Origin of the sequence: Micromonospora ferruginea (assembly GCF_013694245.2) — a bacterium.
Lineage (GTDB): Bacteria > Actinomycetota > Actinomycetes > Mycobacteriales > Micromonosporaceae > Micromonospora > Micromonospora robiginosa.
In genome coordinates, this window is the sequence record NZ_CP059322.2 from 2301586 (window position 1) to 2328258 (window position 26673).

Here is a 26673-nt window from a genome sequence, read left to right on the forward strand (position 1 = left end):
CGGGCCGAACCCGCGACGCGCGGACGCTAGCGCGCCAGCAACGCCCGCAACGCCGCGCTGATCTCGGCCGGCGCCTCCTCGGCCATGAAGTGCCCGGCGGTGGTGGTGCGGTGCTCCAGGTCGGGCGCCCAGGCCCGCCACAGCGCGTCGGCGTCGTAGCCGAGCGCCGCGCCCCAGTCCTGCTGGACCACGGTCACCGGCATGCGCAGCCGCCGGCCCGCGTCCCGGTCCGCCCGGTCGTGCGCCACGTCGACGCCGGCCGAGGCCCGGTAGTCGGCGACGATCGAGTCGACCGCCTCCCGGGAGGCGCGCAGGTACTCGGCGCGCACGTCCGCCGGCAGGGCCGCCGGGTCGGCGCCCCAGGCGTCGAGGAAGTGGCCGAAGAACGCGTCCGCGCTGGCGGAGATCATCTGCTCGGGCAGGCCGGGCGGCTGCGCCATCAGGTACAGGTGGAACGCCACCGCCGCGGACGCCCCGTGCAGCACGTCCCACATGTCGAGGGTGGGCAGCACGTCCAGCGACGCCAGGTGGGTGACCACGTCCGGGTGGTCCAGACCGGCGCGTACCGCGACCAGCGCGCCCCGGTCGTGCCCGGCCAGCGCGAACCGCTCGTGGCCGAGCGCCCGAGCCAGCGCCACCACGTCCGCGGCCATGGTCCGCTTCGCGTACGTGTCCTCGTCGCGCGCGGGCGGCTTGTCGCTGGCCCCGTACCCGCGCAGGTCCGGGCAGATCACGGTGTGGTCGGCGGCCAGGTCGGCGGCGACGTGCCGCCACATCAGGTGGGTCTGCGGGAAGCCGTGCAGCAGCACGACCGGGCGGCCGGAACCGCCCACCGCCACGTTCAGCGCCACGCCGTCGGCGACGGTGACACGCTGGTAGTCGAATCCGGTGATGCCGATGGTCATTTCGGTGCCTCTCCTCGTCGTCGTACCGGCCCAGCGTGGCGGCGCCGGATGAGCACCCGATGAGCACGGTACGGTGGCCCGGGTCGAGGAGGGGTCGGTGCAGGTCAGCTTCGGTGTGCTCGGTCCGGTGACGGCCTGGGACGATGCCGGCGCGCCGATCGACCTGAGAGGTCCCCGGCACCGCGCCGTGCTGGCCCGGTTGATCGTGGCCCGGGGCCGGGTGGTGCCGGTCGACCACCTCGTCGAGGACCTGTGGGAGGACCCGCCGGGCGGCGCGGTGGGCGCGGTCCGCACGTTCGTGGCGGCGCTGCGCCGCCGCCTGGAGCCGGGCCGCGCGCCCCGGCAGCCGGCCCGACTGCTCGTCACCGACGGACCGGGGTACGCGCTGCGCGCCGCCGCCGACACGGTCGACGCCTGGCGCTTCGCCGACCTGGTCACCGGCGCCGCCGACACGCTCCCCCGGGCCGCGCTCGACGATCTCGACACGGCCCTGGGCCTGTGGCGCGGTCCTGGATACGCCGACTTCGACCACCCGTGGGCACGCGCCGAACGCGCCCGCCTCGACGAGCTGCGGCTGACCGCGACCGAACGGCGCGCCGAGGCGCTGCTCGCGCTCGGGCGGGCGGCGGACGCCGTACCCGATCTCGACGCCCACGTGGCGGACCACCCGTGGCGGGAGGACGGGTGGCGGCTGCTGGCGCTGGCCCTCTACCGCGCCGGGCGGCAGGCCGACGCGCTGGCCGTGCTGCGCCGGGCCCGCGACCGGCTGCGCGACCAGCTCGGCCTGGATCCCGGACCGCGGCTGCGCCGGTTGGAGACCGACCTGAGGCGCCAGGCCGACCCGGAGCCGGCCGGCCCGGCCCGGGTGTGGGCGGAGGCCGCCGCCGCGTACGAGCGCAGCGTGGTGCCCGGAGCGCGGGCCCGGCTGGAGTCCACGGTCGGGCTGCTGCGCAGCCTGGCGGTGACCGGACCCGGCGGCCTGGAAGCGGCCCGCGAGCAGCGGGTGGCCGCCATCGACGCGGCCGAGCAGTTCGGCGACCCGGACCTCACCGCGCGGGTGATCGGCGGGTACGACGTGCCGGCGATCTGGACCCGCGCCGACGACCCGGAGCAGGCGGCGCGGGTGGTGGCGGCGGCGGAACGGGCGCTGTCCCGGCTGGGCCCGGACGCGCCGGAGGCGACCCGGGCCCGCCTGCTCGCCACCGTGGCGGTCGAGTCCCGCGGCCGGCCCTCGACGCGCGGGCCCGAGGCGGCCCGGCAGGCCGAGGCGATCGCCCGGCGGCTGGCCGACCCGGCGCTGCTGGCCCAGGCGCTCAACGGTGTGTTCATGCAGACGTTCACGCGCGCCGGCCTGGCCGCCGAACGGGACGCGGTGGGCGCGGAGCTGGTCGCGCTGGCCACCCGGCACGGCCTGGCCCCGGTGGAGATCCTCGGCCGGCTGATCCGGGTGCAGGCCCGTGGCGCGCTGGCCGACTTCGCCGCCGCCGACGCGCACGCCGACGCCGCGGACCGCCTCGCCGCCCGGCACGAGTCCCCGCTCGTCGGCGTGTTCACCACCTGGTACCGCGCCATGCGCACGGCAGCGACCGGCGCGCCGTACCCGGTGGCGGAGGCCGCCTACCGGACCGCCGCGACCGGGCTGGCCGGCTCCGGCATGCCCGGGGTCGAGCGGGGCCTGCTCCCGCTGGCGCTGCTCTGCCTGCGGGTGTGGCACGACCTCCCGGCCGACGTCGCCGACGACACCGACTGGGGCCCGTACGCGCCCTGGGCACGTCCGCTGGTGCTGCTCGCCGCCGACCGCCGCGCGGACGCCGCCGACGCGCTGCGGCGGACCCCGACGCCGCCACGCGACCTGCTGCTGGAGGCGTTGTGGACGCTCACCGGCCGGGCCGCCGTGGCGCTGGGCGACCGGGGCGCGGCGCGCCGGGCCCGGGCCGCGCTCGCGCCGGCGGCGCACGAGCTGGCCGGCGCCGGCAGCGGGATGCTCACCGCCGGCCCGGTGGCGACGCACCTCGACCGGCTCACCGCCGTCCTCGGGGAAGCGCCCGGGTGACGGCCTCGTCCCCGAACCGCCGCGCCGCCGCGCCCGCGTGTCGGCGGGAAAGCCACCGACGGTCCGATCAGTCCACACAAACGCAGGAGTTCACGGGTGAGCCAGCGGTCACGCGGGTCACTCCGCACTCACTCCGAGTCCATCCCGGCCCGCACCGGCGCGTCCGGTCCCGCAACCGCCGGTAGGGTGCGGCGATGGACGAGCTGCGGAAGCTGTTCCGGCAGGCCGCCGATCATGCGGCCGACTACCGGGGGTCGCTGCCGGAACGGCCGGTCGGGACGCCTGTCGACCAGCACGCGCTGAACGAGGCGTTCGCCGTCGCGTTGCCGGCCGCGCCCACCCCGCCCGAGCGGGTGCTGGCGGAGCTGGTGGCCGCCGCCGAGCCGGGGCTGGTCGCCACCGCCGGGCCCCGCTACTTCGGCTTCGTGGTGGGCGGCGCGTCCCCCGCCGCCACCGCCGCCGACATGCTCGCCGCCGGGTGGGACCAGATCGCGTTCAACGCGGTCACCTCCCCGGCCGCGGTGGCCGCCGAGACGGCCGCCGGCACCTGGCTCAAGGAGCTGCTCGGCATCCCGGCGACCGCGTCGGTCGGGTTCGTCACCGGCGGCCAGGCGGCCAACACCGCCGGACTCGCCGCCGCCCGGCACCAGGTGCTCGCCGACGCCGGCTGGGACGTGGAACGGCGCGGGCTGCTCGGCGCGCCGCCGGTGCGGGTGCTCGCCGGCGCCGAACGGCACGCCACCGTGGACCGGTCACTACGCCTGCTCGGTCTCGGCACCGACGCGCTGCGGGAGGTGCCCACCGGCCCGCAGGGCGCCGTCGACCACGACGCGCTGGCCGCCGCGCTGCGCGAGCGCGACCCCGGCCCGACAATCGTCTGCCTGCAGGCCGGCAACGTGAACACCGGCGCGTTCGACGAACTGCGGACGACGTGCGACCTGGTGCACCGGCACGGCGGCTGGGTGCACGTGGACGGCGCGTTCGGGCTGTGGGCGGCCGCCAGCCCGACCACCCGGCACCTGGTGGACGGCGTCGAGGCCGCCGACTCGTGGGCCTGCGACGGTCACAAGTGGCTGAACCTGCCGTACGACACCGCGTTCGCGTTCTGCGCCCGGCCGGACGTGCACGCGGCGGCCATGTCCTACGCGGCCGCGTACCTCGTGGGTTCCGGCGGGGCGCCGGCGGGCGCGGACCTGACCGCGGAGTCCTCGCGCCGCGCCCGTGGCTTCGCGGCCTGGGCCGGGCTGCGGGAGCTGGGCCGCGACGGGGTGGCCGCGCTCGTCGAGCGCTGCTGCGCGCTCGCCCGCCGGTTCGCCGACGGGCTGGCCTCGGCGGGGTTCGAGGTGGTCAACGACGTGGTGCTCAACCAGGTGCTGGTCGGCTTCGGCGACGACGCGGCCACCGACCGGGTGGTGGCCGCGACGCAGGCCGACGGGACGTGCTGGGTGGGCGGCACGACGTGGCGGGGACGGCGGCTGATGCGGATCTCGGTGTCGAACGCGACCACCACGGAGGCGGACGTGGACCGGTCGGTGGCGGCGATCATCCGGCTCGCGGGCGACGGCATGATTCACTCAGGGGCGTGACCTGGCGACGGGCGGCTCTCGCAGCGGTGGCGTTGGTGGCGGCGGTCGGCGGGTGGCGTTGGTGGCACCAGCGCCCGCCCTACGACCCGGAGGCGCTCCACCTCCGTTCGTCGCTGGAGTTCGTCACCTACGACGAGGCGCAGGCCGCGCTCGGCTCGGCCTACCAGGCGCCGGTGGTGTCGAACGGTGACCAACTGGTGCTGGGCCGGGTGTCGTGGCAGCCGCCGCCGGTTCCGCTGAACGGCGGACACTTCTCGCTCTTCCTCGTCGACAAGCGCACCTACCTCAAACCGCCGGTGTTCGCGGTGGCCGCGCCGCAGGAGAGCGTCGGCATGGGCAGCGCCGGGACGGACCGGAGGATCGCCGACCGCTACCCCTGGTTGCGCGGTGCCGGCGGCGTCCAGGTCGGTGAACACGAGTGGTACAGCGGGGGAAGCCGGCTCGCGATCGTGGACGCCGGGGCCTCACCGGTGACCTTCGTGGCGCTCTTCCCGCACCTGGAGAGGCAGTTCCGGGACCTCCCGATCGCCAGCGCGCCGGTGACGCTCCCCGACCTGCTACTGGCGCTGGTCTACCAGGGACCGGACGACCAGGTCTACTGGGCACAGCGCCTCCAGGGTTGACCCGTACTCCTCCTCGCCGAGCACCGCGCGGCTGGTGATCTCCCCGCCGTCCGGGCTCGACGGAGGTACGGGACATACACCGAGTGCGACCGATTGGTATCGTCACCGTCACAAGTGTCCCCTGGGGAGGGTGGCCATGTGGGCGGACGAGGCCGCGCTGGACGCGGCGGGACGCCGGCTCGACGAGTGGGAATCGGGCCTCGCCGAGCAGGCCGCCCGGGCGCAGGCACTGTCCGCGCGCACGCAGGCGCTCACCGGCGCCGCCCGCAGTGACGACGGCCTGGTCGAGGTGACCGTCGATGCCGCCGGGCTGCTGGCCGACCTGCGCCTCGACGAACGCACCCGCCGGCACTCCGCCGCCCACACCGCCCGTCAGGTCGTGGCCACCACCCGCGCCGCGCGCGCCGACCTGCTGCGCCGGCTCACCGAGGCGACCGCCGAGACGCTCGGCGCGGACGACCCGGCCGCGCGCGCGATCGTCGAGTCCCATCGGCGACGACTCGACCCCGACCAGGGTCCGCCGGATGCCCGGCGGTGAGATCCTCCAGGTCGACCCGGACGACCTGACCGCCCACGCTGCCCACCTCGACCGCTGCGCCGACAGCATCGACACCGCCCGCCAGGCCGGCCAGCACGTCCGGCTCGGCGCCGACGCATACGGGCAGCTCTGCCAGATCATGCCGGTGCTGCTCGACGGCCTCCAGCGCACCCTGGTCGACGGCGTCACCGCGGCGTCCACGTCGGTCCGGGACACCGCCGGCAAGGTACGCACCAGCGCCGAGCGCTACCGCGCCTCCGACACCCACGCCGCACACCTGCTCGACCAGGCGCGGAACCGGCGTTGAGCACCAACCCCCTGGTCGCCGGCGCGGCGGACACCGGGCCCAGCGCGTGGGCGGGCATCTGGATCTGCGAGGACATCGAACTCATCGCCCAGGGCGTGCGCACCGGCAACTGGATCGACGGCACCCTGGGCGTGGTCAGCGCCGGCCTGGACGCGCTCGCGATCGTGTCCGACCCGGTCAGCGCCCTCCTGCAGTACGGCATCGCCTGGCTGATCGAACACGTCAAACCGCTCAGCGAGGCCCTCGACTGGCTCGCCGGCGACCCCGCCGAGATCACCGCGCACGCGCAGACCTGGCGCAACGTGGCCGCGTCGCTGCGCGAGGACGCCGCCGACCTGGCCCGGGCGGTCCGCACCGAGGTCGCCGGCTGGACCGGCGCCGCCGGCACCGGATACCGGCGCTGGGCCGACGAGCAGCAGCAGGCCGTCACCGGCCTGGCGCAGGGCGCCGAGGCGATGGCCGCGATCACCGAGGGCGCCGCCGGCCTCGTCGCCGCCGTCCGGCTGCTGGTCCGCGACGCCATCGCCGCCTGCGTCTCCCGCCTGATCGTGTACGCGGCGGAGCTGGTCGCCAGCGCCGGGCTGGCGACGCCGCTGGTCGTGGAGCAGGTCACCACGACGGTGGCGTCGTGGGGAGCGCGGATCGCCCGGTTGTTGCGGGGGTTGTTGGCGAGCCTGCGGCGGCTGATGCCGGAGGTGCGGCGGCTCGGCGACCTGATCGAGAAACTGAAGCAGGCCCTGAGCCGGTTGCGCCATGCGGAACCTGGACCATCTGACGATCTCAGTCGCGTGCGCGGTAAGGGGCGCGGCCCTCGGATGCCGATGAACCTGGAGGCGGTGCAGCGCATCGCCACCAAGTACGGCGTCGATGTCTCCGACATCCAGATCACGGTCAACAATCGGATGTCCGGGTTGTGCGGGATCACCAGGGCCGATCAGTCCGTCATGCTGTGCCGAGACGCATTCCGAAGCGAGGAGGATCTGGCGCGAACCCTCGAACATGAGCGTTTTCACGTCTCGGAGCTTCGTGAGGGACGCCCGTATCCCAAGACGCGCGAGGAGGCGGACGCCTTCGAGGATCGCGCCTATGCCCGCGAAGATGAGTGGTGGCAGAGTCAACCAGTCAGGCCGGAAGGAGCGGATTGATGGCGACGTTCGAAGGTTGGCTCGACGCGTACGAGGTCGTCTACCGCACCTTGCCGGCCGCGTCGAACCTGCAATGCCCGAACTGCGGCCACCGAACGCTGCGCATAGTGTTCACCGGTCCCACCGGAGCGGACTACGGCTACGTCTCGTTCTGGTGTGACACATGTCTAGAGGGCATTCACCTGTCCCGGGCACCGGTCCCGGCCGGCGTGACTGCGCGCTCCCTCGACGCACCGGCAGAGGAGCGCAACAGGGGAATCCCCAACTATCGCCTGGTGACATAGTCCCGTAACTTCTGGTCGACGGGCAGCCCCGACCCGAAGCGCTCACCGGCGGGCAGGAGGCGGCGGGCGCAGGGTCCGTCGTGGTCGGCGCCGAGAAAGCAGCGCAGGCCGTTCGCCATCGGCGCGGCGCAGAAGACCCGGTGGCGTACGTTCTGGTCGTCCTCGGCCGGAACGGTGATGCCGCCAGGTTCGGCACACGGCAGCACGAGCAGCAGGAGACCGAGACCACCCCTCACGCCACCGGACGATGGTCCGCTGTTCGGCAGGAGCATGCGCAGTTGCGGGCGCCGGTGATGAAGAGGTCGTCGGCAATCCGGACGGGTGGCTGCCGGCGATCCGGCAGCCGAGTCAACTCAGAGGCGGCCCGTATTCTCGCTCATACCCGGCCGCCGAACCGCCAGTCGTGCACCTCGATGACGGCGTACCGGTCCGGGGTCAGGATCGTACGCGCCCGGTCCGGGCCATCCGCCCGTACCAACGCCGCGGTGCCCAGCCAGGTCGAGCCGTCGTCGGACAGCAGGGGCCCGTACGCGATCAGCTCGTCCGGGTCGGCCGGCACGGCGAGGTCTGCGGGCTCGCCGGCACCGAGGCCCAGCACCAGGTACCGGTTGCCGCCGGCCCGGCCTCCCGGGAACTCCCACATGGTGCGCCCCAACGTGTTGCGCCACCGGCGCACCAGGACGTCGCGGTACACGCCGGCCTGGTAGTTGGGCTCGTCGAAGGCGAACGTGCGGGCGGCGGCGGGATCGGGCAGGTCGAGGATGTGCAGGCTGCCGGTGGCGGTGCCGTCCTCGGCGAGGGTCGGCCCACGGGCGATCATCTCCGTCGCGTACCGATCCATGTAGGACCAGTGCGCTTCGAGCAACTCGTCGCGAAGCGTCATCGAGCCGGGCCGATCACGGTGGTAGCACAGGAACTTCATGCCACCCAGTCTGAGCGCCGGATCAACGGCGTTCGAGGTGAAAACACCCGCGTCCCCACTGGTGATCATGTCCTACACTCCACCGGTGCCGGACATGTCGGGGGACTTCGAGATTCACCTCACCGCCTACGCCCACCAGGCGGAGGAGTTGGCCGCCTTCGCCGCCCGACACGGGGTCAAGTTCGTACACATCGTGCTCGACCGCGGCATGTACGCCACCCAACCGATGCTCACGCTGGCCGGGCGCGGCACGCTCACCGAACAGCAGGCCGTGGCGCAGCACTGGCTGCGCGAGCTGGGCACGGCCGGCATCCACGCCTGCCGCACGAAGATCGAGGCGGCGCCGTGGTGTGTCGGGGTGCCGCAGTCGGACGAGCAGGCGGCGGCCGAGCCGAACGGCCGGTACTTCGAGCATCACGTCAAGCTGCTGCTGGCCGGCACGACGGTGGCGGATCTGGTCGCGCTCTCCGACCTGGTAGCGCCGCACGGCGCCCGGCTGTCCCGCAACGCCCGCCGGGAACGGCAGGACGGTACGCAGGAGCGGTTCGTCAACCAGCGCTGCCACCGGGTCGGGCTGGCCACCGCCCGGCAGCGCCTCGACGCTCTCGTCGACACCCTCCGGACCGCGGGCTACGACACCACGGCGGTGGAGCAGGAGTACGTCGTCTCCGACAGCGACCCGCGCGTCGACCAGGGCTGGCTGGACGCACCCTCGGATCAGGTGAGCACGTGGTTGGCGGAGCGCGAGAACACCATGAGGTCGGCACCGGCAGCCTCCCCGGACTACCCGCCGACCTACCAGCCGCTGCCCGCCGACGCGCCCGTCCACCAGCGGGCGGCGTTCGATCCGGCGCTCAAGCAGTATCCGAACGCGTACCGGGCCGGTGAGCCCGAGTTTCTCGACGCCGCCACCGGCCGCCGGTGGAGCACCGCCCGACGTGTGGCGATGAGTCACGTCCTGGCGGCTGCCGCCGGGACTGACTGGGGCCGGCATCTGGTCCTTCGGGGCAGCGTCGCCATGGCGGCTCAGGTCGGCGAGGGCGCCCGCGAACCCGGGGACCTCGACTTCGTCGTGGTCCCGCACACCGTCACCAGCGACAGCGGCGACGCCCGTGAGCTGCTCGACGCCGTCAGGGCCGCCATCGGGGCGGCTGCGGGAGCAGGCTTGGAGGCGGACCGGATCGTCGAGTCGGCCATCTGGACCTACGAGCGCGCCGACGGCCGCCGCCTCGTCGTCCCGTTCACCGCGTCCGGCGCGCCCGAGGGTCACGTACAGATCGACGTCGTCTTCGGCGAACAGCTCCCACTCCCACCGGAGACGCTGACGCTTCCCGGCGTGGACGCGCCGGTGTTGGTCGCGCCCGCCGCTCTGGCGCTGGCCCGGAAGCTGATGTGGCTGGCCACCGACGGCTATCCCCAGGGCAAGGACCTCTACGACGCCGTCCTGCTCGCCGAGCACACCAGCGTCGAGCTGGCTCTGGTCCGCCGGCTGATGCGAGCGGAGCTGGGAGTCGAGGCAGACGCCTTCACCGCCGAGACCGTCCTGAGCTGGGACGTCGACTGGACCAACTTCACCGACGAGTGCCCGGGCGTCGCCGGCACCGCCGAGCAGTGGTTGAAACGGCTCGCCCTGGCCCTCGACCGCGCCTGGGCCTGACGCTCGACGGGACAGCCGCGCTCCACGAGGGACGGCCGGGGTGGTGAGCGTCGGCGGGATGCGCGGTTCGTCACAGCGCTTGCCCCGGCACACCGATGGGGCGTTGGCTCGACGGCATGGCGCGCATCGCGTACGACGACACCGACGCGGAGGCCTTCGCGGCGACGCGTCACCTCACCGACGACGGCCTCGCCGCCTGGCGGCAGGCCGTCACGAACCACCTGGCCCCGAGGCCGGGCATGCGGCTGCTCGACCTGGGCGCCGGCACCGGGAGCTGGGCGGAGACGTTCACCGCCTGGTTTCCCGGCGTCGAGGTCGTCGCGGTGGAGCCGTCGGCGGCCATGCGCGCCCGGTGCGGGTTCCGGCCCGTCGTCGCGGGCGAGGCCGTGGGCATCCCGCTGCGCGACGGCGGCGTGGACGGCGGGTGGCTCTCCACCGTCGTGCACCACCTGCCGGACCTGGGCGCCGTGGCGCGGGAGCTGCGCCGGGTGGTACGGCCGGGCGGCCCGGTGCTGATCCGGTCGGCGTTCGCCGGCCGGCACGAGGGGATCACGTTGTTCCGCCACTTTCCGGAGGCGGTCCGCGTGCTCGACTCGTACCCGTCGGTCGCCGACGTCGGGGCGGCGTTCGCCGCCGCCGGTTTCGCCACCGCCGTGGTCGAGCCGGTTCCGCAGGTCACCGCGCCGTCGCTGCGGGAGGCGGCGGTCAGGCTGCGCCGGGAGGCGCACACCCCGCTCCAGCTGATCAGCGACGACGAGTACGCCGCCGGCGTCGCCCGTCTCCGCGAGGCGGCGCGGCGGGACGTCGGGCCGGTCGTGGACGTGCTGGACCTGCTCGTCCTGCGTTGAGACGTGGGCCGGTCCCGCCGGCGCGACGGCTGAGTCGTTGCCGGCATCAGCTCGACAGCGACGCGGAACCGGGGTGCCGGTGGCTCCGGGCCGAACCAGCGCCTGGTGGGAGGTTCACCGGCACGACGACGTCGGAGCGGAGCGCAGGGGGCGCGGCCGGCACCCGGCCGGACCGCATCCGTCAGGTCGGCTCGGCGGCGGGCCGGGTCTCGGCCAGGTGCATCGGCAGCACCTTCGCCGCGCTGACCGCCAACTCCCGGTCGAGCACCTCGTCGCGGGGGACGAAGACCATGGCCTGCCCCTCGCCGAGCACCACGTCCTCCTGCCGCGCGTCGGTCTCGCCCCGGAAGATGTGGACGGTGACGGTGTGCGGGAAGCCCTCCTCGTACGGGCGCGGGCCGCTCCAGAACAGGCGCAGCTCGCCGGCGGTCAGGCCGGTCTCCTCGCGCAGTTCGCGGCGGGCGGCCTGTTCGGGCGTCTCGCCGGGTTCGATGCTGCCGCCGGGCAGGCTCCACTGGTGGGGTGAGACGGGCGCGTTGCCGTCGCGGTGCTGCATGAGGATCGCGCCGGTCCGGTCGACGAGCAGGACGAGGGCTACGTCGTAGAAGGCCACGGCCCGAGCATGCCACACCGCGCCTTTCGCCTCAGCGAGACGAAAGTCGAGACGGAGACTACGAAAGCCATGGACACATCGACATGTCTTTTGTAGCGTCGAGCGCATACCGGCCGAGAGGAGAACCGTCATGTGCTACGGATTCGACGGGGACGGCGCGCTGCGGCGATCGCTCGACCGACGTAACCTGCTGCGTGGCTCCCTGGCGGCGCTTGCCGGTGTCGGCCTGGCCGCCGGGTCGGGCGCGACCGCGGCCCAGGCCGGCGGCGGGCACCACCACGGCCGGCGGCACGTGCCGAAGGAGCTGATCAGCCTCCAGCTCTGGACCGTGCGCGACGCGCTCAACGGCTCCCCCGGCTACGACGCGACGCTCACCCACCTGGCCCGGATCGGCTATCCCCGGGTGGAGCTGGCGCTGGGCTACTTCGGCCGCACCGCCGCGCAACTGCGCCGGTTCCTCGACGGCATCGGCATCAAGGCCACCTCCAGCCACGACGGGATCGCCGCCGACGCCGCCGGCCTGGAGCAGAAGATCGCCAACGCCCGGACGCTGGGCCAGCGGTTCATGGTGGTGCCCTACCTGAACTCCGACCGCGAGGACGACTGGAAGCGCTGGGCGGAGCAGATGAACGTGGAGGCCGCCGCCGCGCGCAAGGCCGGCCTGCGGTACGGCTACCACAACCACGCGCACGAGTTCACCATCGACTTCGGCAACGGCCGGCGTCCGTGGGACGTGCTCACCGAGGAGTTGGACCCGCGCCTGGTGCATCTGGAGATCGACCTCTACTGGGCGGTCACCGGTGGCATCAACTCCGGTGAGGGCGTCGACGACCCGGAGGGCTTCGCGCTGGACGTCATCCGCTGCGCCCCGCAGCGGGTGCTGCAGTACCACGTCAAGGACCGCGACCCGGTCACCGGCGACATGGCCGACCTGGGCACCGGGATGATCGACTTCGCCCGGATCTTCCGCCGGCACCAGGTGCTGGAGTACATCGTGGAGAACGACACCCCGGACGTGACCCCGCAGCAGACCGCCGCGGTCGGCTACCGCTACCTGCGCCGGCTGACCTACTGACGACGCCTCGACGCCCGGGACCGGCTCGCCGCCGGCCCCGGGCGTCGGGCGTGGTGGGGCGGCGGGTCGCCGCCGGAGGTGGCACGCTCGGGTCGAGGTCCCGCACCGACCGACGGGGGTACGCGATGACCGACGAGCCGGACGTCGTCCACTACGACCGCCTCTACCGCGACACCAACCGCCCGCCGTGGGAGATCGACGCCCCGCAGCCGGCGCTCGCCGCGGTGCTCGACACCGGGGTACGCGGCCCACGCGCGCTCGACGTCGGCTGCGGCACCGGCGAGCTGGCCCTCGCGCTGGCCCGCCTCGGCCACGATGTGACCGGCGTCGACCTGTCCCCGGTGGCGATCACATCGGCCCGGGCCAAGGCCGCCGCGGCGGGCCTGCCGGTGCGCTTCGAGGTGCACGACGCCACCCGCCTGCCGGTGTCGCCTACGCCGTACGACTCGGTGTTCGACTCCGGCTTGCTGCACACGCTGGACCGGCGCGGGGCGGCGGTCGGCGACTACCTGGCGCTGCTGCCGCGCCTCACCGCGCCCGGCGGCGCCGTGTTCGTGCTGGCCGTGTCGCCGCAGGCGGGCGAAGGCTGGGGACTGGACGCCGACGCCCTGCGGTCGGCGTTCCCCGAGCCGACCTGGACGCACACCACGGTCGAGCCGATCGACGTGCTGGCCCGGGTCGACACCGGCGACCTCCACCTCCCCGGCCACCTCCTGCGCGCCACGCGCTCCTCGGTCTGACCCGGCCCACCCAGCGCCCCGCCCGTTCCCGCCCCGGCTTCGTCGATCTAGGAGGTGTGGCACCTCACAAAAGCCGCGCACACCCGCAAACCATGGCACCACAAGTCCAAGATCGACGAAGCGGAGCGGCGGGCGGAGGCGGCGGGGCGGGTCAGCGGCGCCAGTGCTGGCGCGGAGCGTAGCCGTCGCGGCGCAACCAGTGCTCGGTGTAGACGATGCGCTGTGCCTCGACGAGCACGAGTGTCTCCTCGGGCGGTTCGGACAGCGGCCGGCCGCGCTCGGCGTGCTCGTTCTGCCAGCGGAACGCCGACCAGTGGTGGGCGTGCTCCGGGTGGTCCGGGGAGAGCACCCGGGCGGCGCCGAACACCTGCGCGCCGCGGCTGCTGGCCAGCCCGACCAGCGGCGCGAAGACGCCGACGGACACCCGCGGGTCGGCGGCGATGTTGCGCATCTTCGGCGAGCGCGGCGCGGCGGTGAACATCAGCGTGAAGTCGAGCGGGTAGTAGCGCACCGGCGTGGCCAGCGGCCCGTCCGGGCCGGCGGTGGCGAGGACGCACATGTTCTGCGAGGACAGCAGGTTGTGGATGCGTTCCTCGAGGCGCTCCCGGTCGAGTTTCCGCGTCGGTGTCGGCCCGGCCAGCCACGGGTTGGTCAACGGCACGTGGCGTCCTCGATCATGGCGGCACCTTATCGGGCCGGTCGCGCTCAGGTGAGCCGGGCGCGGACGGCGGACAGGTGCGCGGGTGTCACACCGGAGCCGAGCAGGTAGTCGGTGACGCCACCGTAGCGCGCGTGCAGGTGGTCCCAGGTGTTGGTGATCACCAGGGGCGACGCGTTCTCGGTCAGCGCGTAGTCGGCGGCGATCGCGTCCACCGGCACCCCGGCGGCGTGCAACGCGAGCGCCACCAGCACGCCGGTGCGGTCCCGGCCGGCGTGGCAGTGCACCACCACCGCGCCCGGCGGCGCGTCCGCGATCGCGGTGAACGCGGCGGCCAAGCGCTCCCGGCTGGCGTCGACCAGCAGCCGGTAGCTGTCCGGCGGGATGTCCTCGTCGCCGGTCGGGTCGAAGCAGGCCGGGACGAGTCGGTAGGACGCGTCGGCGGCGAGCGGACTCGGGTCCGCCGCCGCCTCCGACCGCCACCGCAGGTCGAGCACGCGGCTCACCCCGTACCCCTTGAGGGCGGCGAGTCCGGCGGCGCCGAGGCGGCGGTGGTTGTCGGTGCGGACCAGCGCCCGCTCGCGGATCCGGCCGCCGGCGGCGGTCGGGGCGCCGCCCACGTCGCGGGCGTTGCGCAGGTCGGGCCAGGCCAGGCGGGGCACGGACCGAGGGTACGCCGGGTGTCAGCCGCGCGCGAGCACGTCCACGGCCAGCTCGCGGACCACCGACTCGTCCACGTCGACGCCGAGGCCCGGACCGGTGGGCACGGCGGCGACCCCGTCGCGCACCCGCACCGTCTCGCCGGTGGCGTAGGAGGAGGTGAGGAACTGCCGGCCGTTGAGGTCGACCGGGGTGTCGACGCCGAACGCGGCGAACAGGTGCAGCGAGGCGGCCAGGCCGAGGTCGGAGTCGGTGAGCCCGGAGCCCATCAGCCGCACCCCGGCGTCCTCGGCGAGCGCGCACAAGCGCCTCGACAGGGTCAGCCCGCCGCTGCGCTGCACCTTGGCGATGGCCACGTCGACGGCGTCGAGCTTGACGAAGGTGGCCAGGTCGCTGGGGTGGCGCAGGCTCTCGTCGAGCGCCACCGGCACCGGCGACGCGGCGCGCAGCCGGCGCAGCCCGGCGACGTCGTTGGCCGGTAGCGGCTGCTCGAACGCGGTGACGTCGAGGTCGGCCAGGCGGCGGGCCATCCGCAGCGCGGCGTCCACGGTGTACGCCTGGTTGGCGTCGACCCAGAGCGCGGCGTCGGGGGCGGCGTCGCGCACCGCGCGGACCACGGCGGCGTCCTCGGCCTCGGCGTGCAGGCCGACCTTGACCTTGAACGCCTGGTAGCCGAGCGCGCGTCCCTCGGCGACCGCGTCGGCCACCTCGGCGGCGCTCTGCCCGGCGACGATCCAGCCCAGGTCGACGGTGTCCCGGCGGCGCTGCCCCCAGAGCACGCCGACGGAGACACCCAGGGCGCGGCCGAGCAGGTCGTGCAGGGCGATGTCGACGGCGGCCTTGGCCAGCGGCGCGCCGATGGTGAAGCCCCGGTTGATCGCCCGGTCGAACGCGGTGGTGACGCCGTCGAGGTCCCAGGCGGGGCGGCCGAGGATCGCCGGGGCGAGGTAGCGGTCGACGGTGGTGACGATGGACTCGGCGGTCTCGTCGGTCCAGGCCGGGATCGGGGTGGCCTCGCCCCAGCCGGTGACGCCGTCCGCGCTGACCTTGACCAGCACCCGGATGCTCGGGGTGCCGGCGACGGCGACCGCGCCGCCGGAGACGCCGAACGAGCGGATCGTGGGCAGCGCGACCGGGTACGTCTCGACGCGGTCGACGGTCAGGCCGGCGAGCGCGTTCACACGCCCACCTTGGCGGTGCTGGCGCGCACCACGACCTCGCCGGTCATCCGCACGATCCGTCGCCGGCGGGTGGTGTTCTCGGTCAACGCCAGCTCCATCACCTTCTCGCCGAGTTCGCGCAGCGGCAGCGCCACCGTGGTCAGCGGCGGGGTGAGGTCGCGGACGATCGGGATGTCGTCGAAGCCGGCGACGGAGACGTCGCCGGGCACGCTGAGCCCGCGGTCGCGCAGCGCCGCGTACGCGCCGATGGCCATCACGTCGGTCAGGGCGAACACGCAGGTGGCGTCGAGGCCCCGGTCGAGCAGTTCGGTCATCGCCTGGTAGCCGCCGTCGCGGGTGAACGGCCCCTCCACCACGTGGGCCGGGTCGAGCGTGACGCCGGCGGCGGCGAGTTCGTCGCGGAAGCCGCCGAGGCGGTCGATGACGGTGGTGAGGGCGTGCGGGCCGGAGAGCACCGCGAAGCGGCGGTGGCCCAACTCCAGCAGGGCGCGGGCCATGGCGGCGGCGCCGGCCCGGTTCTCCGGCAGCACGCTGTCGACCTTGAGGCTGCGGTGCCGGCTGACCACGGCGACCCGGCCGCCGCCGTCGAGGTAGGGCTTCAGCTCGGCCTCCATGGCCCGTTCCCAGCGGGCGTCCTCGAAGCCGGAGCCGATGAGCAGGATGGCCGGCGCGCGCTCGGCGCGCAGCATCGACACGTACGCGATCTCGCGTTCCGGGTCGCGGAACGTGCTGGCGAGCATGACCAGCAGGTCGTTGGCGCCGGCGATGCGCATGACCCCGCCGGCGATGGCGGCGAAGTAGGGGTCGGTGACGTCGTGGCAGATGACGCCGACGGTGCGGTGGGAGGCGCCGGCGAGCGCCCGGGCGTGCGCGTTCGGGGTGTAGGCGAGCTGGGCGGCGGCGGCCAGGACGCGGTCGCGCAACTGCGGGGTGACGCGCATGCCGTTGAGCGCGCGGGAGGCCGTGGCCAGCGAGACGTCGGCGGCTCTGGCCACGTCTTCCAGGGTCACGTGCGTCCGTGGCTGCATCGATTTTCCCCCTGCGGAACGTCTTGACCGGCTTGTTTCTGCGTGGTTACCGTAGCATCCTGAAAGCGCTTACTGAAAGCGCATTCACGGCCGATTCCCCGACCTCACCGGGGTTGTCGGCCCCGGAGAACGGAGGGTCATGGCCGCGCAGAGCACCATCGAGCAGCCCGGACGGACCAGCCCGCCCGGACGCCCCACGCCGGCCGCCCGCCGCTCGGGCCGGCCCGGCGCCGCCGTGCTCCGGTTCGCCGGGCGCACCTGGCGGCCGGCCGCGGTCCTCGCGGCCATCCTCGTGCTCTGGTGGGTGGTCACCGCCGCCGAGCTGGTCAAGCCCTACCTGGTCCCGTCGCCGTCGGCCACGCTGGACGTGGTGCGGGCCCAACCCGGCTACTTCGCCCACCACACCTGGATCACCACCTACGAGACCGTGCTCGGCTTCGTCATCGCGATCGCCGTCGGCGTGCTGTCGGCGGTGGTGATGGTCTACTCCCCCACGGTCGAGAAGAGCCTCTACCCGCTGCTGCTGTTCGCCCAGGTCATCCCGAAGATCGCGATCGCGCCGCTGTTCGTCGTCTGGCTCGGCTTCGGGCTGTCGCCGAAGGTGGTCGTCGCGGTCCTGATGGCGTTCTTCCCGATCGTCATCTCCACCGTCACCGGGCTGAAGTCGATCGACCCGGAGATGCTGCAACTCTCCGCCACCATGGGCGCCGGGCCGGCGCAGACGTTCCGCAAGATCCGCTTCCCGGCCGCCCTGCCGCACCTGTTCGCCGGCCTGAAGGTCGCCGCCACGATGGCCGTCACCGGCGCCGTGGTGGGCGAGTTCGTCGGCGCCAACGAGGGCCTCGGTTACGTGATCCTGCAGGCCAACGGCAACCTCGACACCCCGACGCTGTTCGCCGGGCTGGTCGTCATGTCGCTGCTCGGCGTCGTCCTGTTCGTCGTCGTCGAACTGCTCGAACATCTCCTGCTGCCGTGGCACGCCAGCCGCCGCACCGACGCCACCACCACCACGATGTGAAACGGAGTCATCCGCAGATGAAGAAGCGTTTCCTCACCGCCGCGCTGCTGCCGGCGTTCCTCGTCTCCGTCACCGCCTGCGGCTCGTCGGGCGGGGGCGAGCAGGCCAAGTCCGCCGACGGCAAGGACAAGGTCACCCTGACGCTCAACTGGTACCCGTACGGCGAGCACGCCCCGTTCTACCTGGGCCAGAAGAAGGACATCTTCGCCAAGCACGGCATCGACCTCACCATCAACGCCGGGCAGGGCTCGCAGAAGACCGTGCAGGCCACCGCCGCCGGGCAGACCGACTTCGGCTGGGCCGACACCCCGGCGCTGCTCTCCGCGGTCGGCCAGGGCATGGACGTCAAGAGCGTCGGCGTCTTCCTGCAGACCACCCCGTCGTCGGTGCAGTTCTTCAGCGACAAGAACATCAACGCCCCGGCCGACCTCAAGGGCAAGACCATCGCCTCCACCGCCGGCGACGCGCTGAGCAAGACGTTCCCGGCGTTCCTCAAGGCCAACGGGCTCGCCGCCGGTGACGTGACGCTGCAGAACACCGACCCGGCCGGCAAGATGGCCGCGGTCATGTCGGGCAAGACCGACGCGCTGCTCGGCTTCGCCAGCGACCAGGGCCCCACCATGCAGGAGAAGGCCGGCAAGCAGGTGTCGTACCTGAAGTTCGCCGAGCACGGCCTCAACTTCTACAGCAACGGGCTGATCGCCTCGACCGACACCATCAAGAACAAGCAGGACCTGGTCAAGCGGATGGTCACCGCCAGCAGCGAGGCGTGGACGGCGGCCCAGGCCGACCCGGCCGCCGCGGTCGAGGCGATGGCCGGCGCGTCCCAGCAACTGCCCTCGGCGAAGGTGCTCGCCGACCAGTTCGCCGCCACCCTGCAACTGCTGCACACCGACGCCACGAAGTCCATGGCCCCGGGCGTCAACGACGAGGCCGACTGGCAGAGGACCATCTCCGTCTTCGCCGACGCCGGCGTGATCACCAAGGCGGAGTCGCCCACGTCCTACTGGGACGCGAGCTTCGCCCCGAAGGGATGAGCGCGATGACGGTCGGCGACGCCACCACCTCCCCCGCCACGGACGCCGCCGCGACCGGCGCCGCGGTCGAGATCGACCAGGTGGCGGTGCGGTTCCGCACGAAGAAGAAGGACGTCACCGCGCTGCGCGACGTGACGTTGCGGATCGCCCCCGGCGAGTTCGTCGCCATCGTCGGCGCCTCCGGCTGCGGCAAGTCGACGCTGCTCAAGCTGGTGTCCGGGCTGCTGCGCCCGTCGTCCGGCCAGGTCCGCCTGGACGGCGAGGACGTCCGGGGGCCACGTCGCGACATCGGGTACGTCTTCCAGCGCGCCGCGCTGCTGGAGTGGCGCAGCGCCCGGCGCAACATCCTGCTCCAAGCGGAGATGCGGCGGCTGCCCAGGGCGCAGGCCCGGGCCCGGGCCGACGAGCTGATCGCGATGACCGGGCTGACCGGCTTCGAGGACGCGTACCCGAACGAGCTGTCCGGTGGGATGCAGCAGCGCGTGGCGCTGTGCCGCGCGCTGCTGCACCGGCCCCCGGTGCTGTTGATGGACGAGCCGTTCGGGGCGCTCGACGCGCTCACCCGGGAGCAGATGAACGTCGAGCTGCGGCGCATCTGGCGGGAGACCGGCACCACCGTCCTGCTCGTCACCCACTCCATCGCCGAGGCCGTCTACCTCGCCGACCGGGTGATCGTCATGACCCCTCGACCCGGCACCGTCGCCGAGGTCATCGACGTCGACCTGCCCGCGGAGCGGGACTACGGCCGGACCATGTCCGACCCGGTCTTCGCCCGCGCCACGGGACGCATCCGCGACCTGCTGGGCGCGACGACGTCCGCCGACTGAGCACTGGGAAGGACACACACGTGGAGCGCACGTCTATCGGGATCATCCTCAACGGCGTGACCGGACGGATGGGCTACCGGCAGCATCTCGTCCGGTCCCTGCTCGCGATCCGCGAGCAGGGCGGACTGCCCGCCCGCGACGGCAGTCGCATCTGGCCGGAGCTGACCCTGGTGGGCCGCAACGAGGCCCGGCTCGCCGCGATCGCCGCCCGGCACGGGCTGACCTCGTACACCACCGACCTGGAGGCGGCGCTCGCCGACGACGCCCACCAGATCTACTTCGACGCGCAGGTCACCGCCCAGCGGGAGAAGGCGATCCGCGCGGCGATCGACGCGGGGCGGCACGTCTACACCGAGAAGCCGCTCGCCGAGGGGCTGGACGGGTCGCTGGAGCTGGCCCGCCTCGCCGCCGCCCGGGGCGTCAAGAACGGCGTGGTGCAGGACAAGCTGTTCCTGCCCGGCCTGCGCAAGCTCAAGCGGCTGGTCGACGGCGGGTTCTTCGGCCGGATCCTGTCGGTGCGCGGCGAGTTCGGCTACTGGGTGTTCGAGGGCGACTGGCAGGACGCGCAGCGGCCGAGCTGGAACTACCGCGCCGAGGACGGCGGCGGCATCACCGTCGACATGTTCCCGCACTGGCACTACGTGCTGGAGCAGATCTTCGGCCGGGTCACCGCCGTCACCGCGGTCACCGCCACGCACGTCCCCGAACGCGTCGACGAGAACGGCGTCACCTACCCGGCCACCGCCGACGACGCCGCGTACGGGATCTTCGAGCTGGCCGGCGGCGTCATCGCCCAGATCAACTCCTCCTGGGCGGTCCGGGTGTACCGGGACGAGCTGGTGGAGTTCCAAGTCGACGGCACCCACGGCAGCGCGGTCGCCGGGCTGCGCGACTGCCGCATCCAGCACCGCGGCGCCACCCCGATGCCGGTGTGGAACCCGGACCTGCCGGTCACCGAGCCGTTCCGGGCGCAGTGGCAGACCGTGCCGGACAACGCCGACTACGACAACGGGTTCAAGGTGCAGTGGGAGGCGTTCCTGCGGCACGTCGTCGACGGCGAGCCGTTCCCGTGGGACTTCCTGGCCGGCGCGCGCGGCGTGCAGCTCGCCGAGGCCGGCCTGCGCTCCGCCCGCGAGGGCCGCCGGGTCGAGATCGAGGAGATCGACAGGTGAGCACGCGGATCACCCTGCCGGTCGCGGGCGGCGGCGTCGAGACGCTGACGCTGCGCGAGCCGGCCGGCTGGCAGCGGCCGGCCGCGCCGGCGGCCAGCCGGATCGCGTACGCGGCGGCGCACGTGGTCGCCGACCCGCACGCCGACAACGCGCCGGGTGAGCCGGCACGGCTGGACTGGGACGCCACGCTCGCGGTGCGGCGCGACCTGTGGTCCTGGGGGCTCGGCGTGGCCGAGGCGATGGACACCGCGCAGCGCGGCATGGGGCTGGACTGGGCGGCGACCCGCGAGCTGATCCGGCGCAGCGCCGCCGAGGCCGCCGCCTGCGGCGGGCGCATCGTCGCCGGGGCGGCCACCGACCAGCTCACCGGCGTGCCCGACACGCTCGACGAGGTCGCCGCCGCGTACGCCGAGCAGGTCGCGTTCGTGCAGGAGTGCGGCGCGGTCGCGGTGGTGATGGCCAGCCGGCAGCTCGCCGCGCTCGCCGCCGGACCCGACGACTACCGGCGCGTCTACGAGCGGGTGCTGCGCGGGGCCGGCGCGCCGGTGGTGCTGCACTGGCTCGGCGACATGTTCGACCCGGCCCTCGCCGGCTACTGGGGCTCGACCGACCTGGACGACGCCACCAAGACGTTCGTCGCGCTGGTGCACGCGCACGCCGACGTGATCGACGGGGTGAAGGTGTCGCTGCTCGACGCCGACCGGGAGGTGCGGCTGCGCGAGCTGCTGCCGCCGTCCGTCAAGGTCTACACCGGCGACGACTACCACTACCCCGAGCTGATCGCCGGCGACGGCACCCGGTCCAGCCACGCGCTGCTCGGCGCGTTCGCGGCCATCGCGCCGGCCGCGTCGGCCGCCCTGCAACGGCTCGACGCCGGCGACCCCGCCGGGTTCCGGGCGATCCTCGACCCGACCGTGCCGCTGTCGCGGCACGTCTTCGCGCCGCCCACCCGCTTCTACAAGACCGGCATCGCGTTCCTGTCCTGGCTGGGCGGTCGGCAACCCGGTTTCACCATGGTCGGCGGCCTGCACGGCGGGCGCAGCGTCCCGCACCTGGTCGAGGCGTTCCGGCTGGCCGACGCCGCCGGGCTGCTGCTCGACCCGGAGCTGGCCGCCGCGCGGATGCGCGCCTACCTGACCGTGACGGGGGTGACCGGATGACCGCCGACCCGCGGCTGGCGAAGCTGTCGCTCAACCAGCGCACCACCCAACGCTGGTCGGTGCGGGAGGCGGTCGACGGGTGCGTCCGCGCCGGCATCCCGGCGATCGGGCTGTGGCGCGAACCGGTCGCCGAGATCGGCGTACCGGCGGCGGCGAAGCTCGTCGCCGACGCCGGGCTGCGGGTGTCGTCGCTGTGCCGGGGCGGGTTCCTCACCGCCGACGGCGAGCACGCGCGGCTGGAGGCGCTGGCCGACAACCGGCGGGCCATCGACGAGGCCGCCGGGCTCGGCACCGACTGCCTGGTTCTGGTGGTCGGCGGCCTGCCGCCCGGCTCCCGCGACCTGCCCGGCGCGCGGCAACGGGTCGCCGACGCGCTCGCCGAACTGGCCCCGTACGCGGGCGAGCGCGGCGTGCGCCTGGCGCTGGAGCCGCTGCACCCGATGTACTGCGCCGACCGGGCGGTGCTGTCCACGCTCGGGCAGGCGCTCGACCTGGCCGAGGCGTTCCCGACCGAGCAGGTCGGCGTCGTGGTGGACACGTTCCACGTCTGGTGGGACCCGGACGTGTGGCGGCAGATCGCCCGCGCCGGGGCGCGGATCGCCAGCTTCCAGGTCTGCGACTTCCTCACCCCGCTCCCGGCCGACGTGCTGCTCGGGCGGGGCATGATGGGCGACGGGCACATCGACTTCCCGCCGCTGCGCCGGGCCGTGGAAGCGGCCGGATACGTCGGCGACACCGAGGTGGAGATCTTCAACGCCGAGGTGTGGGCGACCGACCCGGACCGGGTGCTCGCCACCATGGCCGCGCGCTACGTCGAGCTGGTGCTGGCCGACTGATGCGGGTGGTCGTCGCGCCGGACTCGTTCAAGGGCTCGCTGGCCGCCCACGACGCGGCCCGCGCCCTCGCCGACGGCTGGTCGGCGCGCCGGCCCGGCGACGACGTACGCCTGCTCCCGCTGGCCGACGGCGGCGAGGGCACGCTGGACGCCTTCGCCGCCGCCCGGCCCGACGCGGGGTGGCACGCCACCACCGTGCCCGGGCCGGACGGCCGGCCGGTCGACGCCGGCTGGCTGCTGCTGCCCGAGGGCACGGCGGTGCTGGAGCTGGCCCGCGCCAGCGGCCTGCCGCTGCTGGACGCGCCGGACCCCCGGCACGCGCACACCTACGGCCTGGGCGTGGTCGCCGCCGCCGCGCTCGACGCCGGGGCCACCGCGCTCGTCGTCGGGCTCGGCGGGTCGGCGAGCACCGACGGCGGCACCGGCGCGCTGCGTGCCCTCGGGCTGCGGCTGCGCGACCGTCGGGGCCGGGACCTGCCGCTCGGCGGCGCGGCGCTGGCCGACCTGGCCGACCTCGACCGCGCCGGGCTGCGACCCGCCCCACCCGGCGGGGTGCGGCTGCTGGTCGACGTGACCGCGCCGCTGGCCGGCCCGGGGGGCGCCGCCGCCGTATTCGGGCCGCAGAAGGGCGCCGGCCCGGACGACGTGGCGGCGCTGGACGCGGCGCTGCTCCGCTTCGCCACGCTGGCCGGCGGCGACCCGGACCAGCCGGGCGCGGGCGCGGCCGGTGGCACCGGGTACGGGCTGGCCGCGCTCTGGGGCGCGCGGATCGTGCCCGGCGCGGCGGCGGTCGCCGAGCTGGCCGGGCTCCCCGACGCGCTGGCCGGGGCCGATCTGGTGCTCACCGGCGAGGGCCGGTTCGACGACACGTCGCTGCGCGGCAAGGTGGTGGGCGCGCTGCTCGACACGGCCGCCGCCGCCCGCGTACCCGTGCAGGTGGTCGCCGGTCAGCTCGGCGCGACGCCGCCGGACGCGGTGTCGGCGGCGGTGTCGCTGGTGGAGTTGGCCGGGTCGGTGGAGTCGGCGCTGGCCGAACCGGGCCGGTGGCTGCGCGCGGCCGGCGACCGGCTCGCCCGCGCCGCCTCGGCGGGCTGACCGCCCGCTCAGCCCGGCAGGTCGGTGCAGCGCACCACCGTCGCGTCGTCAGGCGTCCCGGACGCGCCGGCCGCCTCGGCCCGCCGGACGCGACGCACGACGCCGGCCGGTCCCTCGGCGCGCAGGACGTCCCGCACGGCGGCCCAGTCGGCGAGGCCGTACGGGTCGACCAGCCGGGCCGCGCCGTTGCTCAGCAACGCGACGGCGCTCACCCCCCGGACGGGAAGCTCGCCGGTCACCGCCTCGGTCGCCGCGCGCGGGTCGTCCCTGGCGAGCCAGTAGCCACCCGGCTGGTTCCGGCGTGCCCGCAGCGCCTCGACGCAGCGGGCGTGCACCCGGTCGTACTCGGGTGTGCCGGGCGGCACGCCGTCCAGCGGCGCGGCGCAGGCCCGCCGGGCGGTGATCTCCCGGACGTCGGTGACCACCTTCGGGGCGGCCCCGGCCCGGTCGAGGAGCAGGAACGAGTCGGCGAGCAGCAGGAACTCCAGCCGGCCGCCGGTGACGCGGACCATCGCCACGGTGGCCTGCGGGGCGGCGGGATCGGCGGGGCGGCAGGTGTCGCGGTGGGCGGCGGTCACCTCGGCGATCCCCTCGGCGAGGATCGCCGCGAGGTCGCGTCCGTCGTCGCCGGACAGCCGGCCGAGCAGGGCGCCGCCCAGGCGGTGCGCGTACCACGCCACGCCGTGCCGGCAGACCGCCTCCGTGCCGGGGATGCCGGCGCCGTCCAGCAGGACGGCGGCGCCGGGCACGGCGCCGGCGAAGTCCTCGTTCGGCCGCCCGTCCCGGCCGGGGCTGCTGGCCAACTCGACCCGCACGCTTCCGTCCCCTCCGCCGGCCCATCGGAAGAATCCGGCCTGTCGGACAAATCAGTTTGCCGGTCGGTCGGCGGCCCGGGACAATCGGATCATGACCGCCCCTCGCCCCGCCATCACCACCCCGATCACCGCCGACCTGCTGCGCGGCGCGCTCGACCTGGAACGTACCGCGCAGGGGGTGCTGCCGCACCGGCTGCCGGCGCGGGCCCGGGCGCAGAACGCCGACCCGCAGGTGGCGATGGCGGAGGCGATGCCGTCGGGCGTACGGCTGGTGTTCCGCACCCGCGCCACCACCGTGGAGCTGGACGTGCTCGCCACCAAGATGGTCTACCAGGGCGCGCCGCCGCGTCCGGACGGCCGCTACGACCTGCTGGTCGACGGGCGGCTCGCCGGGCAGGCGACCGCCGGCGGCGGCAAGGTGCTCGCCATCGACCTGACCACCGGCACCACGACCGTCGAGCCGGGCCCGGTCGCCGCGGTGCGCTTCGCCGACCTGCCCGCCGCCGACAAGGAGGTGGAGATCTGGCTGCCGCAGCGGGAGATCACCGAGCTGGTGGCGCTGCGCACCGACGCGCCGGTCGAGCCGGTCGGCGACCGCGGCCGGCGGGTGTGGCTGCACCACGGCAGCTCGATCAGCCACGGCTCGGACGCGGAGAGCCCCACCGGCACCTGGCCGGCGGTCGCCGCCGGGCTCGCCGGGGTGGATCTGGTCAACCTCGGGTTCAGCGGCAGCGCGCTGCTCGACCCGTTCACCGCGCGGGCCATGCGGGACACGCCGGCCGACCTGATCAGCATGAAGATCGGCATCAACCTGGTGAACAGCGACGCGATGCGACTGCGCGCGTTCACGCCGGCGGTGCACGGCTTCCTCGACACCGTGCGCGACGGGCATCCGGAGACCCCGCTGCTGGTGGTGTCGTCGATCCTGTGCCCGATCCAGGAGGACACCCCCGGACCCGGCGCGGCCGACTTCAGCACCGGCACGCTGCGGTTCGTCGCCACCGGCGACCCGGCCGAGCAGGCCGCCGGCAAGCTCACCCTGCGGGTCATCCGCGCCGAGCTGGCCCGGATCGTGGCGGAACGGGCCGCCGAGGACCCGAACCTGCACCACCTGGACGGGCTGTCGCTCTACGGCGAGGCCGACTTCGCCGAGCTGCCGCTGCCCGACCAACTGCACCCCGACCCGGTGGCGGACCGCCGCATCGGCGAGCGGTTCGCCGCGCTGGCGTTCGGCCCGGGCGGCCCGTTCGCCGCCTGAGCCCGCTGGCGCGGGGCAGCGGGCGACGCAAGCCGTCAGTACGGTACGGCGGATGGACAGCTCCCACCCGCCGGTGGCGGGCATCGTGCACGAGGCGCCCGACTCGACCGTCCGGCTGCGCCCGGTCGCCGAGGACGACCTGGCGATGCTGCGCCGGTTCGCGGTCGAGCCGGGCCTGGTCGGGCTCGACTGGGCCGGCTTCCGGGACGCCGCCGCGCCGGCCCGCCGCTTCGCCGAGGACGGCTATCTCGGCGAGCGCACCGGCGGCCTGATCGTGCAGGTCGAGCCGGCGCAGAGCGGTCCGGCCGGCTTCCTCAGCTATCTCCAGGGCCAGTACGGCGGGCGCGCGCCCTACTGGGAGATCGGCATCGTGCTGCTGCCGGAGTGGCGCGGCCGGGGCATCGGCTGGCGGGCCCAGGCGCTGCTCTGCGACTACCTGTTCAGCCACACCCCGGCGCAGCGCATCCAGGCCGGCACCCACGCCGAGAACACCGCGGAGCAACGCTCGCTGGAGAAGGCCGGTTTCCGCCTGGAGGGAGTCGTGCGGGCCTGCGAGTTCCGGGCCGGCGCCTGGCGCGACGGGTGGCTCTACAGCCGGCTGCGCGACGACCCGTCACCGCTGTGACGGGTCGT

General features: G+C 74.5%; 29 protein-coding genes. 20 read left to right on the plus strand and 9 right to left on the minus strand.

Features of this window, described 5'->3' with window-relative positions; all coding sequences use genetic code 11:
- Positions 1 to 26: 26 nt before the first annotated feature.
- Positions 27 to 905 carry an alpha/beta fold hydrolase gene (locus H1D33_RS10200; RefSeq protein WP_181568298.1) on the minus strand — a complete coding sequence of 293 codons (879 nt, stop codon included), beginning with the start codon at positions 903 to 905 and terminating at the stop codon, positions 27 to 29.
- Between the two features lie 97 nt (positions 906 to 1002).
- Here H1D33_RS10200 and H1D33_RS10205 point away from each other — a divergent pair, with 97 nt between their 5' ends.
- From H1D33_RS10205 to H1D33_RS10235, 7 genes are all read left to right on the plus strand, one after another.
- Entirely contained in the window at positions 1003 to 2958 is a 1956-nt protein-coding gene (locus H1D33_RS10205) for an AfsR/SARP family transcriptional regulator (RefSeq protein WP_181568297.1), read from the plus strand.
- 194 nt (positions 2959 to 3152) lie between these two features.
- Positions 3153 to 4544, plus strand: coding sequence for a pyridoxal phosphate-dependent decarboxylase family protein (locus H1D33_RS10210; RefSeq protein WP_181568296.1), 1392 nt, complete (start codon positions 3153 to 3155; stop codon positions 4542 to 4544).
- Complete coding sequence (locus tag H1D33_RS10215) at positions 4541 to 5167, plus strand: hypothetical protein (protein WP_246411467.1); 627 nt, start codon at positions 4541 to 4543, stop codon at positions 5165 to 5167. Before H1D33_RS10210 ends, H1D33_RS10215 begins: the two co-directional genes overlap by 4 nt.
- Before the next feature lie 136 nt (positions 5168 to 5303).
- Positions 5304 to 5705, plus strand: coding sequence for a YbaB/EbfC family nucleoid-associated protein (locus H1D33_RS10220; protein WP_181568295.1), 402 nt, complete (start codon positions 5304 to 5306; stop codon positions 5703 to 5705).
- Positions 5692 to 6012, plus strand: a complete 321-nt coding sequence (locus H1D33_RS10225; protein WP_181568294.1) for a type VII secretion target — start codon at positions 5692 to 5694, stop codon at positions 6010 to 6012. The genes H1D33_RS10220 and H1D33_RS10225 overlap by 14 nt, the downstream gene beginning before the upstream one ends.
- Positions 6009 to 7157 carry a WXG100 family type VII secretion target gene (locus H1D33_RS10230; RefSeq protein ID WP_246411465.1) on the plus strand — a complete coding sequence of 383 codons (1149 nt, stop codon included), beginning with the start codon at positions 6009 to 6011 and terminating at the stop codon, positions 7155 to 7157. Before H1D33_RS10225 ends, H1D33_RS10230 begins: the two co-directional genes overlap by 4 nt.
- Positions 7157 to 7441 (plus strand): hypothetical protein, encoded by a 285-nt coding sequence (locus tag H1D33_RS10235; protein WP_181568293.1) that lies wholly within the window; start codon positions 7157 to 7159, stop codon positions 7439 to 7441. The genes H1D33_RS10230 and H1D33_RS10235 overlap by 1 nt, the downstream gene beginning before the upstream one ends.
- Here the strand turns inward: H1D33_RS10235 and H1D33_RS10240 are convergent.
- Positions 7423 to 7677 (minus strand): hypothetical protein, encoded by a 255-nt coding sequence (locus H1D33_RS10240; protein ID WP_181568292.1) that lies wholly within the window; start codon positions 7675 to 7677, stop codon positions 7423 to 7425. The genes H1D33_RS10235 and H1D33_RS10240 overlap by 19 nt on opposite strands.
- 140 nt (positions 7678 to 7817) lie before the next feature.
- Positions 7818 to 8363 carry a YciI family protein gene (locus H1D33_RS10245; protein ID WP_181568291.1) on the minus strand — a complete coding sequence of 182 codons (546 nt, stop codon included), beginning with the start codon at positions 8361 to 8363 and terminating at the stop codon, positions 7818 to 7820.
- A 94-nt stretch (positions 8364 to 8457) separates the two neighbouring features.
- Between H1D33_RS10245 and H1D33_RS10250 the strand changes: the two genes are divergently transcribed.
- Both H1D33_RS10250 and H1D33_RS10255 read left to right on the plus strand, forming a co-directional pair.
- Positions 8458 to 10020: a nucleotidyl transferase AbiEii/AbiGii toxin family protein gene (locus H1D33_RS10250; RefSeq protein ID WP_181572805.1), complete on the plus strand. Its 1563-nt coding sequence runs from the start codon at positions 8458 to 8460 to the stop codon at positions 10018 to 10020.
- Positions 10021 to 10136: 116 nt separating this feature from the next.
- Positions 10137 to 10868 carry a class I SAM-dependent methyltransferase gene (locus H1D33_RS10255; RefSeq protein WP_181568290.1) on the plus strand — a complete coding sequence of 244 codons (732 nt, stop codon included), beginning with the start codon at positions 10137 to 10139 and terminating at the stop codon, positions 10866 to 10868.
- Positions 10869 to 11049: 181 nt separating this feature from the next.
- On the opposite strand, the gene H1D33_RS10260 is transcribed toward H1D33_RS10255, so the two are convergent.
- A complete protein-coding gene (locus H1D33_RS10260) occupies positions 11050 to 11481 on the minus strand; it encodes an NUDIX hydrolase (RefSeq protein WP_246411463.1) in 432 nt (143 codons plus the stop codon).
- 130 nt (positions 11482 to 11611) lie between these two features.
- Here H1D33_RS10260 and H1D33_RS10265 point away from each other — a divergent pair, with 130 nt between their 5' ends.
- Positions 11612 to 12556 (plus strand): sugar phosphate isomerase/epimerase family protein, encoded by a 945-nt coding sequence (locus H1D33_RS10265; protein WP_181568289.1) that lies wholly within the window; start codon positions 11612 to 11614, stop codon positions 12554 to 12556.
- A gap of 125 nt (positions 12557 to 12681) precedes the next feature.
- Entirely contained in the window at positions 12682 to 13296 is a 615-nt protein-coding gene (locus H1D33_RS10270; protein WP_181568288.1) for a class I SAM-dependent methyltransferase, read from the plus strand.
- 151 nt (positions 13297 to 13447) lie between these two features.
- Here H1D33_RS10270 and H1D33_RS10275 read toward each other — a convergent pair whose 3' ends face one another.
- The 4 genes from H1D33_RS10275 to H1D33_RS10290 are packed head-to-tail and all read right to left on the minus strand — an operon-like array spanning position 13448 to position 16790.
- A complete protein-coding gene (locus tag H1D33_RS10275; protein ID WP_181568287.1) occupies positions 13448 to 13957 on the minus strand; it encodes a pyridoxamine 5'-phosphate oxidase family protein in 510 nt (169 codons plus the stop codon).
- 44 nt (positions 13958 to 14001) lie between these two features.
- Positions 14002 to 14616 (minus strand): tyrosine-protein phosphatase, encoded by a 615-nt coding sequence (locus tag H1D33_RS10280; protein ID WP_181568286.1) that lies wholly within the window; start codon positions 14614 to 14616, stop codon positions 14002 to 14004.
- A gap of 21 nt (positions 14617 to 14637) precedes the next feature.
- On the minus strand, positions 14638 to 15795 hold the full coding sequence (locus tag H1D33_RS10285) for a mandelate racemase/muconate lactonizing enzyme family protein (RefSeq protein WP_181568285.1): 1158 nt from the start codon (positions 15793 to 15795) through the stop codon (positions 14638 to 14640).
- Positions 15792 to 16790, minus strand: a complete 999-nt coding sequence (locus tag H1D33_RS10290; protein ID WP_246411461.1) for a LacI family DNA-binding transcriptional regulator — start codon at positions 16788 to 16790, stop codon at positions 15792 to 15794. Before H1D33_RS10290 ends, H1D33_RS10285 begins: the two co-directional genes overlap by 4 nt.
- Positions 16791 to 16962: 172 nt before the next feature.
- Here H1D33_RS10290 and H1D33_RS10295 point away from each other — a divergent pair, with 172 nt between their 5' ends.
- Genes H1D33_RS10295 through H1D33_RS10325 form a run of 7 tightly spaced genes read left to right on the plus strand, consistent with a single transcriptional unit; the run spans position 16963 to position 23967 of the window.
- The gene (locus H1D33_RS10295; RefSeq protein WP_181568283.1) at positions 16963 to 17841 is read left to right on the plus strand and encodes an ABC transporter permease; all 879 of its coding nucleotides are present in this window, start codon (positions 16963 to 16965) and stop codon (positions 17839 to 17841) included.
- A 17-nt stretch (positions 17842 to 17858) separates the two neighbouring features.
- Positions 17859 to 18878, plus strand: coding sequence for an ABC transporter substrate-binding protein (locus H1D33_RS10300; protein ID WP_181568282.1), 1020 nt, complete (start codon positions 17859 to 17861; stop codon positions 18876 to 18878).
- Between the two features lie 5 nt (positions 18879 to 18883).
- Positions 18884 to 19705, plus strand: a complete 822-nt coding sequence (locus tag H1D33_RS10305; RefSeq protein ID WP_181568281.1) for an ABC transporter ATP-binding protein — start codon at positions 18884 to 18886, stop codon at positions 19703 to 19705.
- Positions 19706 to 19725: 20 nt separating this feature from the next.
- Entirely contained in the window at positions 19726 to 20877 is a 1152-nt protein-coding gene (locus H1D33_RS10310) for a Gfo/Idh/MocA family protein (protein ID WP_181568280.1), read from the plus strand.
- Positions 20874 to 22037, plus strand: coding sequence for a dihydrodipicolinate synthase family protein (locus H1D33_RS10315; RefSeq protein WP_181568279.1), 1164 nt, complete (start codon positions 20874 to 20876; stop codon positions 22035 to 22037). The genes H1D33_RS10310 and H1D33_RS10315 overlap by 4 nt, the downstream gene beginning before the upstream one ends.
- Positions 22034 to 22873 (plus strand): sugar phosphate isomerase/epimerase family protein, encoded by an 840-nt coding sequence (locus H1D33_RS10320; RefSeq protein ID WP_181568278.1) that lies wholly within the window; start codon positions 22034 to 22036, stop codon positions 22871 to 22873. The genes H1D33_RS10315 and H1D33_RS10320 overlap by 4 nt, the downstream gene beginning before the upstream one ends.
- Positions 22873 to 23967 (plus strand): glycerate kinase family protein, encoded by a 1095-nt coding sequence (locus tag H1D33_RS10325; protein WP_181568277.1) that lies wholly within the window; start codon positions 22873 to 22875, stop codon positions 23965 to 23967. Before H1D33_RS10320 ends, H1D33_RS10325 begins: the two co-directional genes overlap by 1 nt.
- Positions 23968 to 23975: 8 nt before the next feature.
- Here the strand turns inward: H1D33_RS10325 and H1D33_RS10330 are convergent, their stop codons facing one another.
- Positions 23976 to 24782: a protein phosphatase 2C domain-containing protein gene (locus H1D33_RS10330; protein WP_246411459.1), complete on the minus strand. Its 807-nt coding sequence runs from the start codon at positions 24780 to 24782 to the stop codon at positions 23976 to 23978.
- Positions 24783 to 24873: 91 nt separating this feature from the next.
- Between H1D33_RS10330 and H1D33_RS10335 the strand changes: the two genes are divergently transcribed.
- Together H1D33_RS10335 and H1D33_RS10340 are read left to right on the plus strand one after the other, a co-directional pair.
- Positions 24874 to 26040: an SGNH/GDSL hydrolase family protein gene (locus tag H1D33_RS10335; protein ID WP_181568276.1), complete on the plus strand. Its 1167-nt coding sequence runs from the start codon at positions 24874 to 24876 to the stop codon at positions 26038 to 26040.
- 52 nt (positions 26041 to 26092) lie between these two features.
- On the plus strand, positions 26093 to 26665 hold the full coding sequence (locus tag H1D33_RS10340) for a GNAT family N-acetyltransferase (protein WP_181568275.1): 573 nt from the start codon (positions 26093 to 26095) through the stop codon (positions 26663 to 26665).
- The last annotated feature ends 8 nt before the right edge of the window (positions 26666 to 26673 follow it).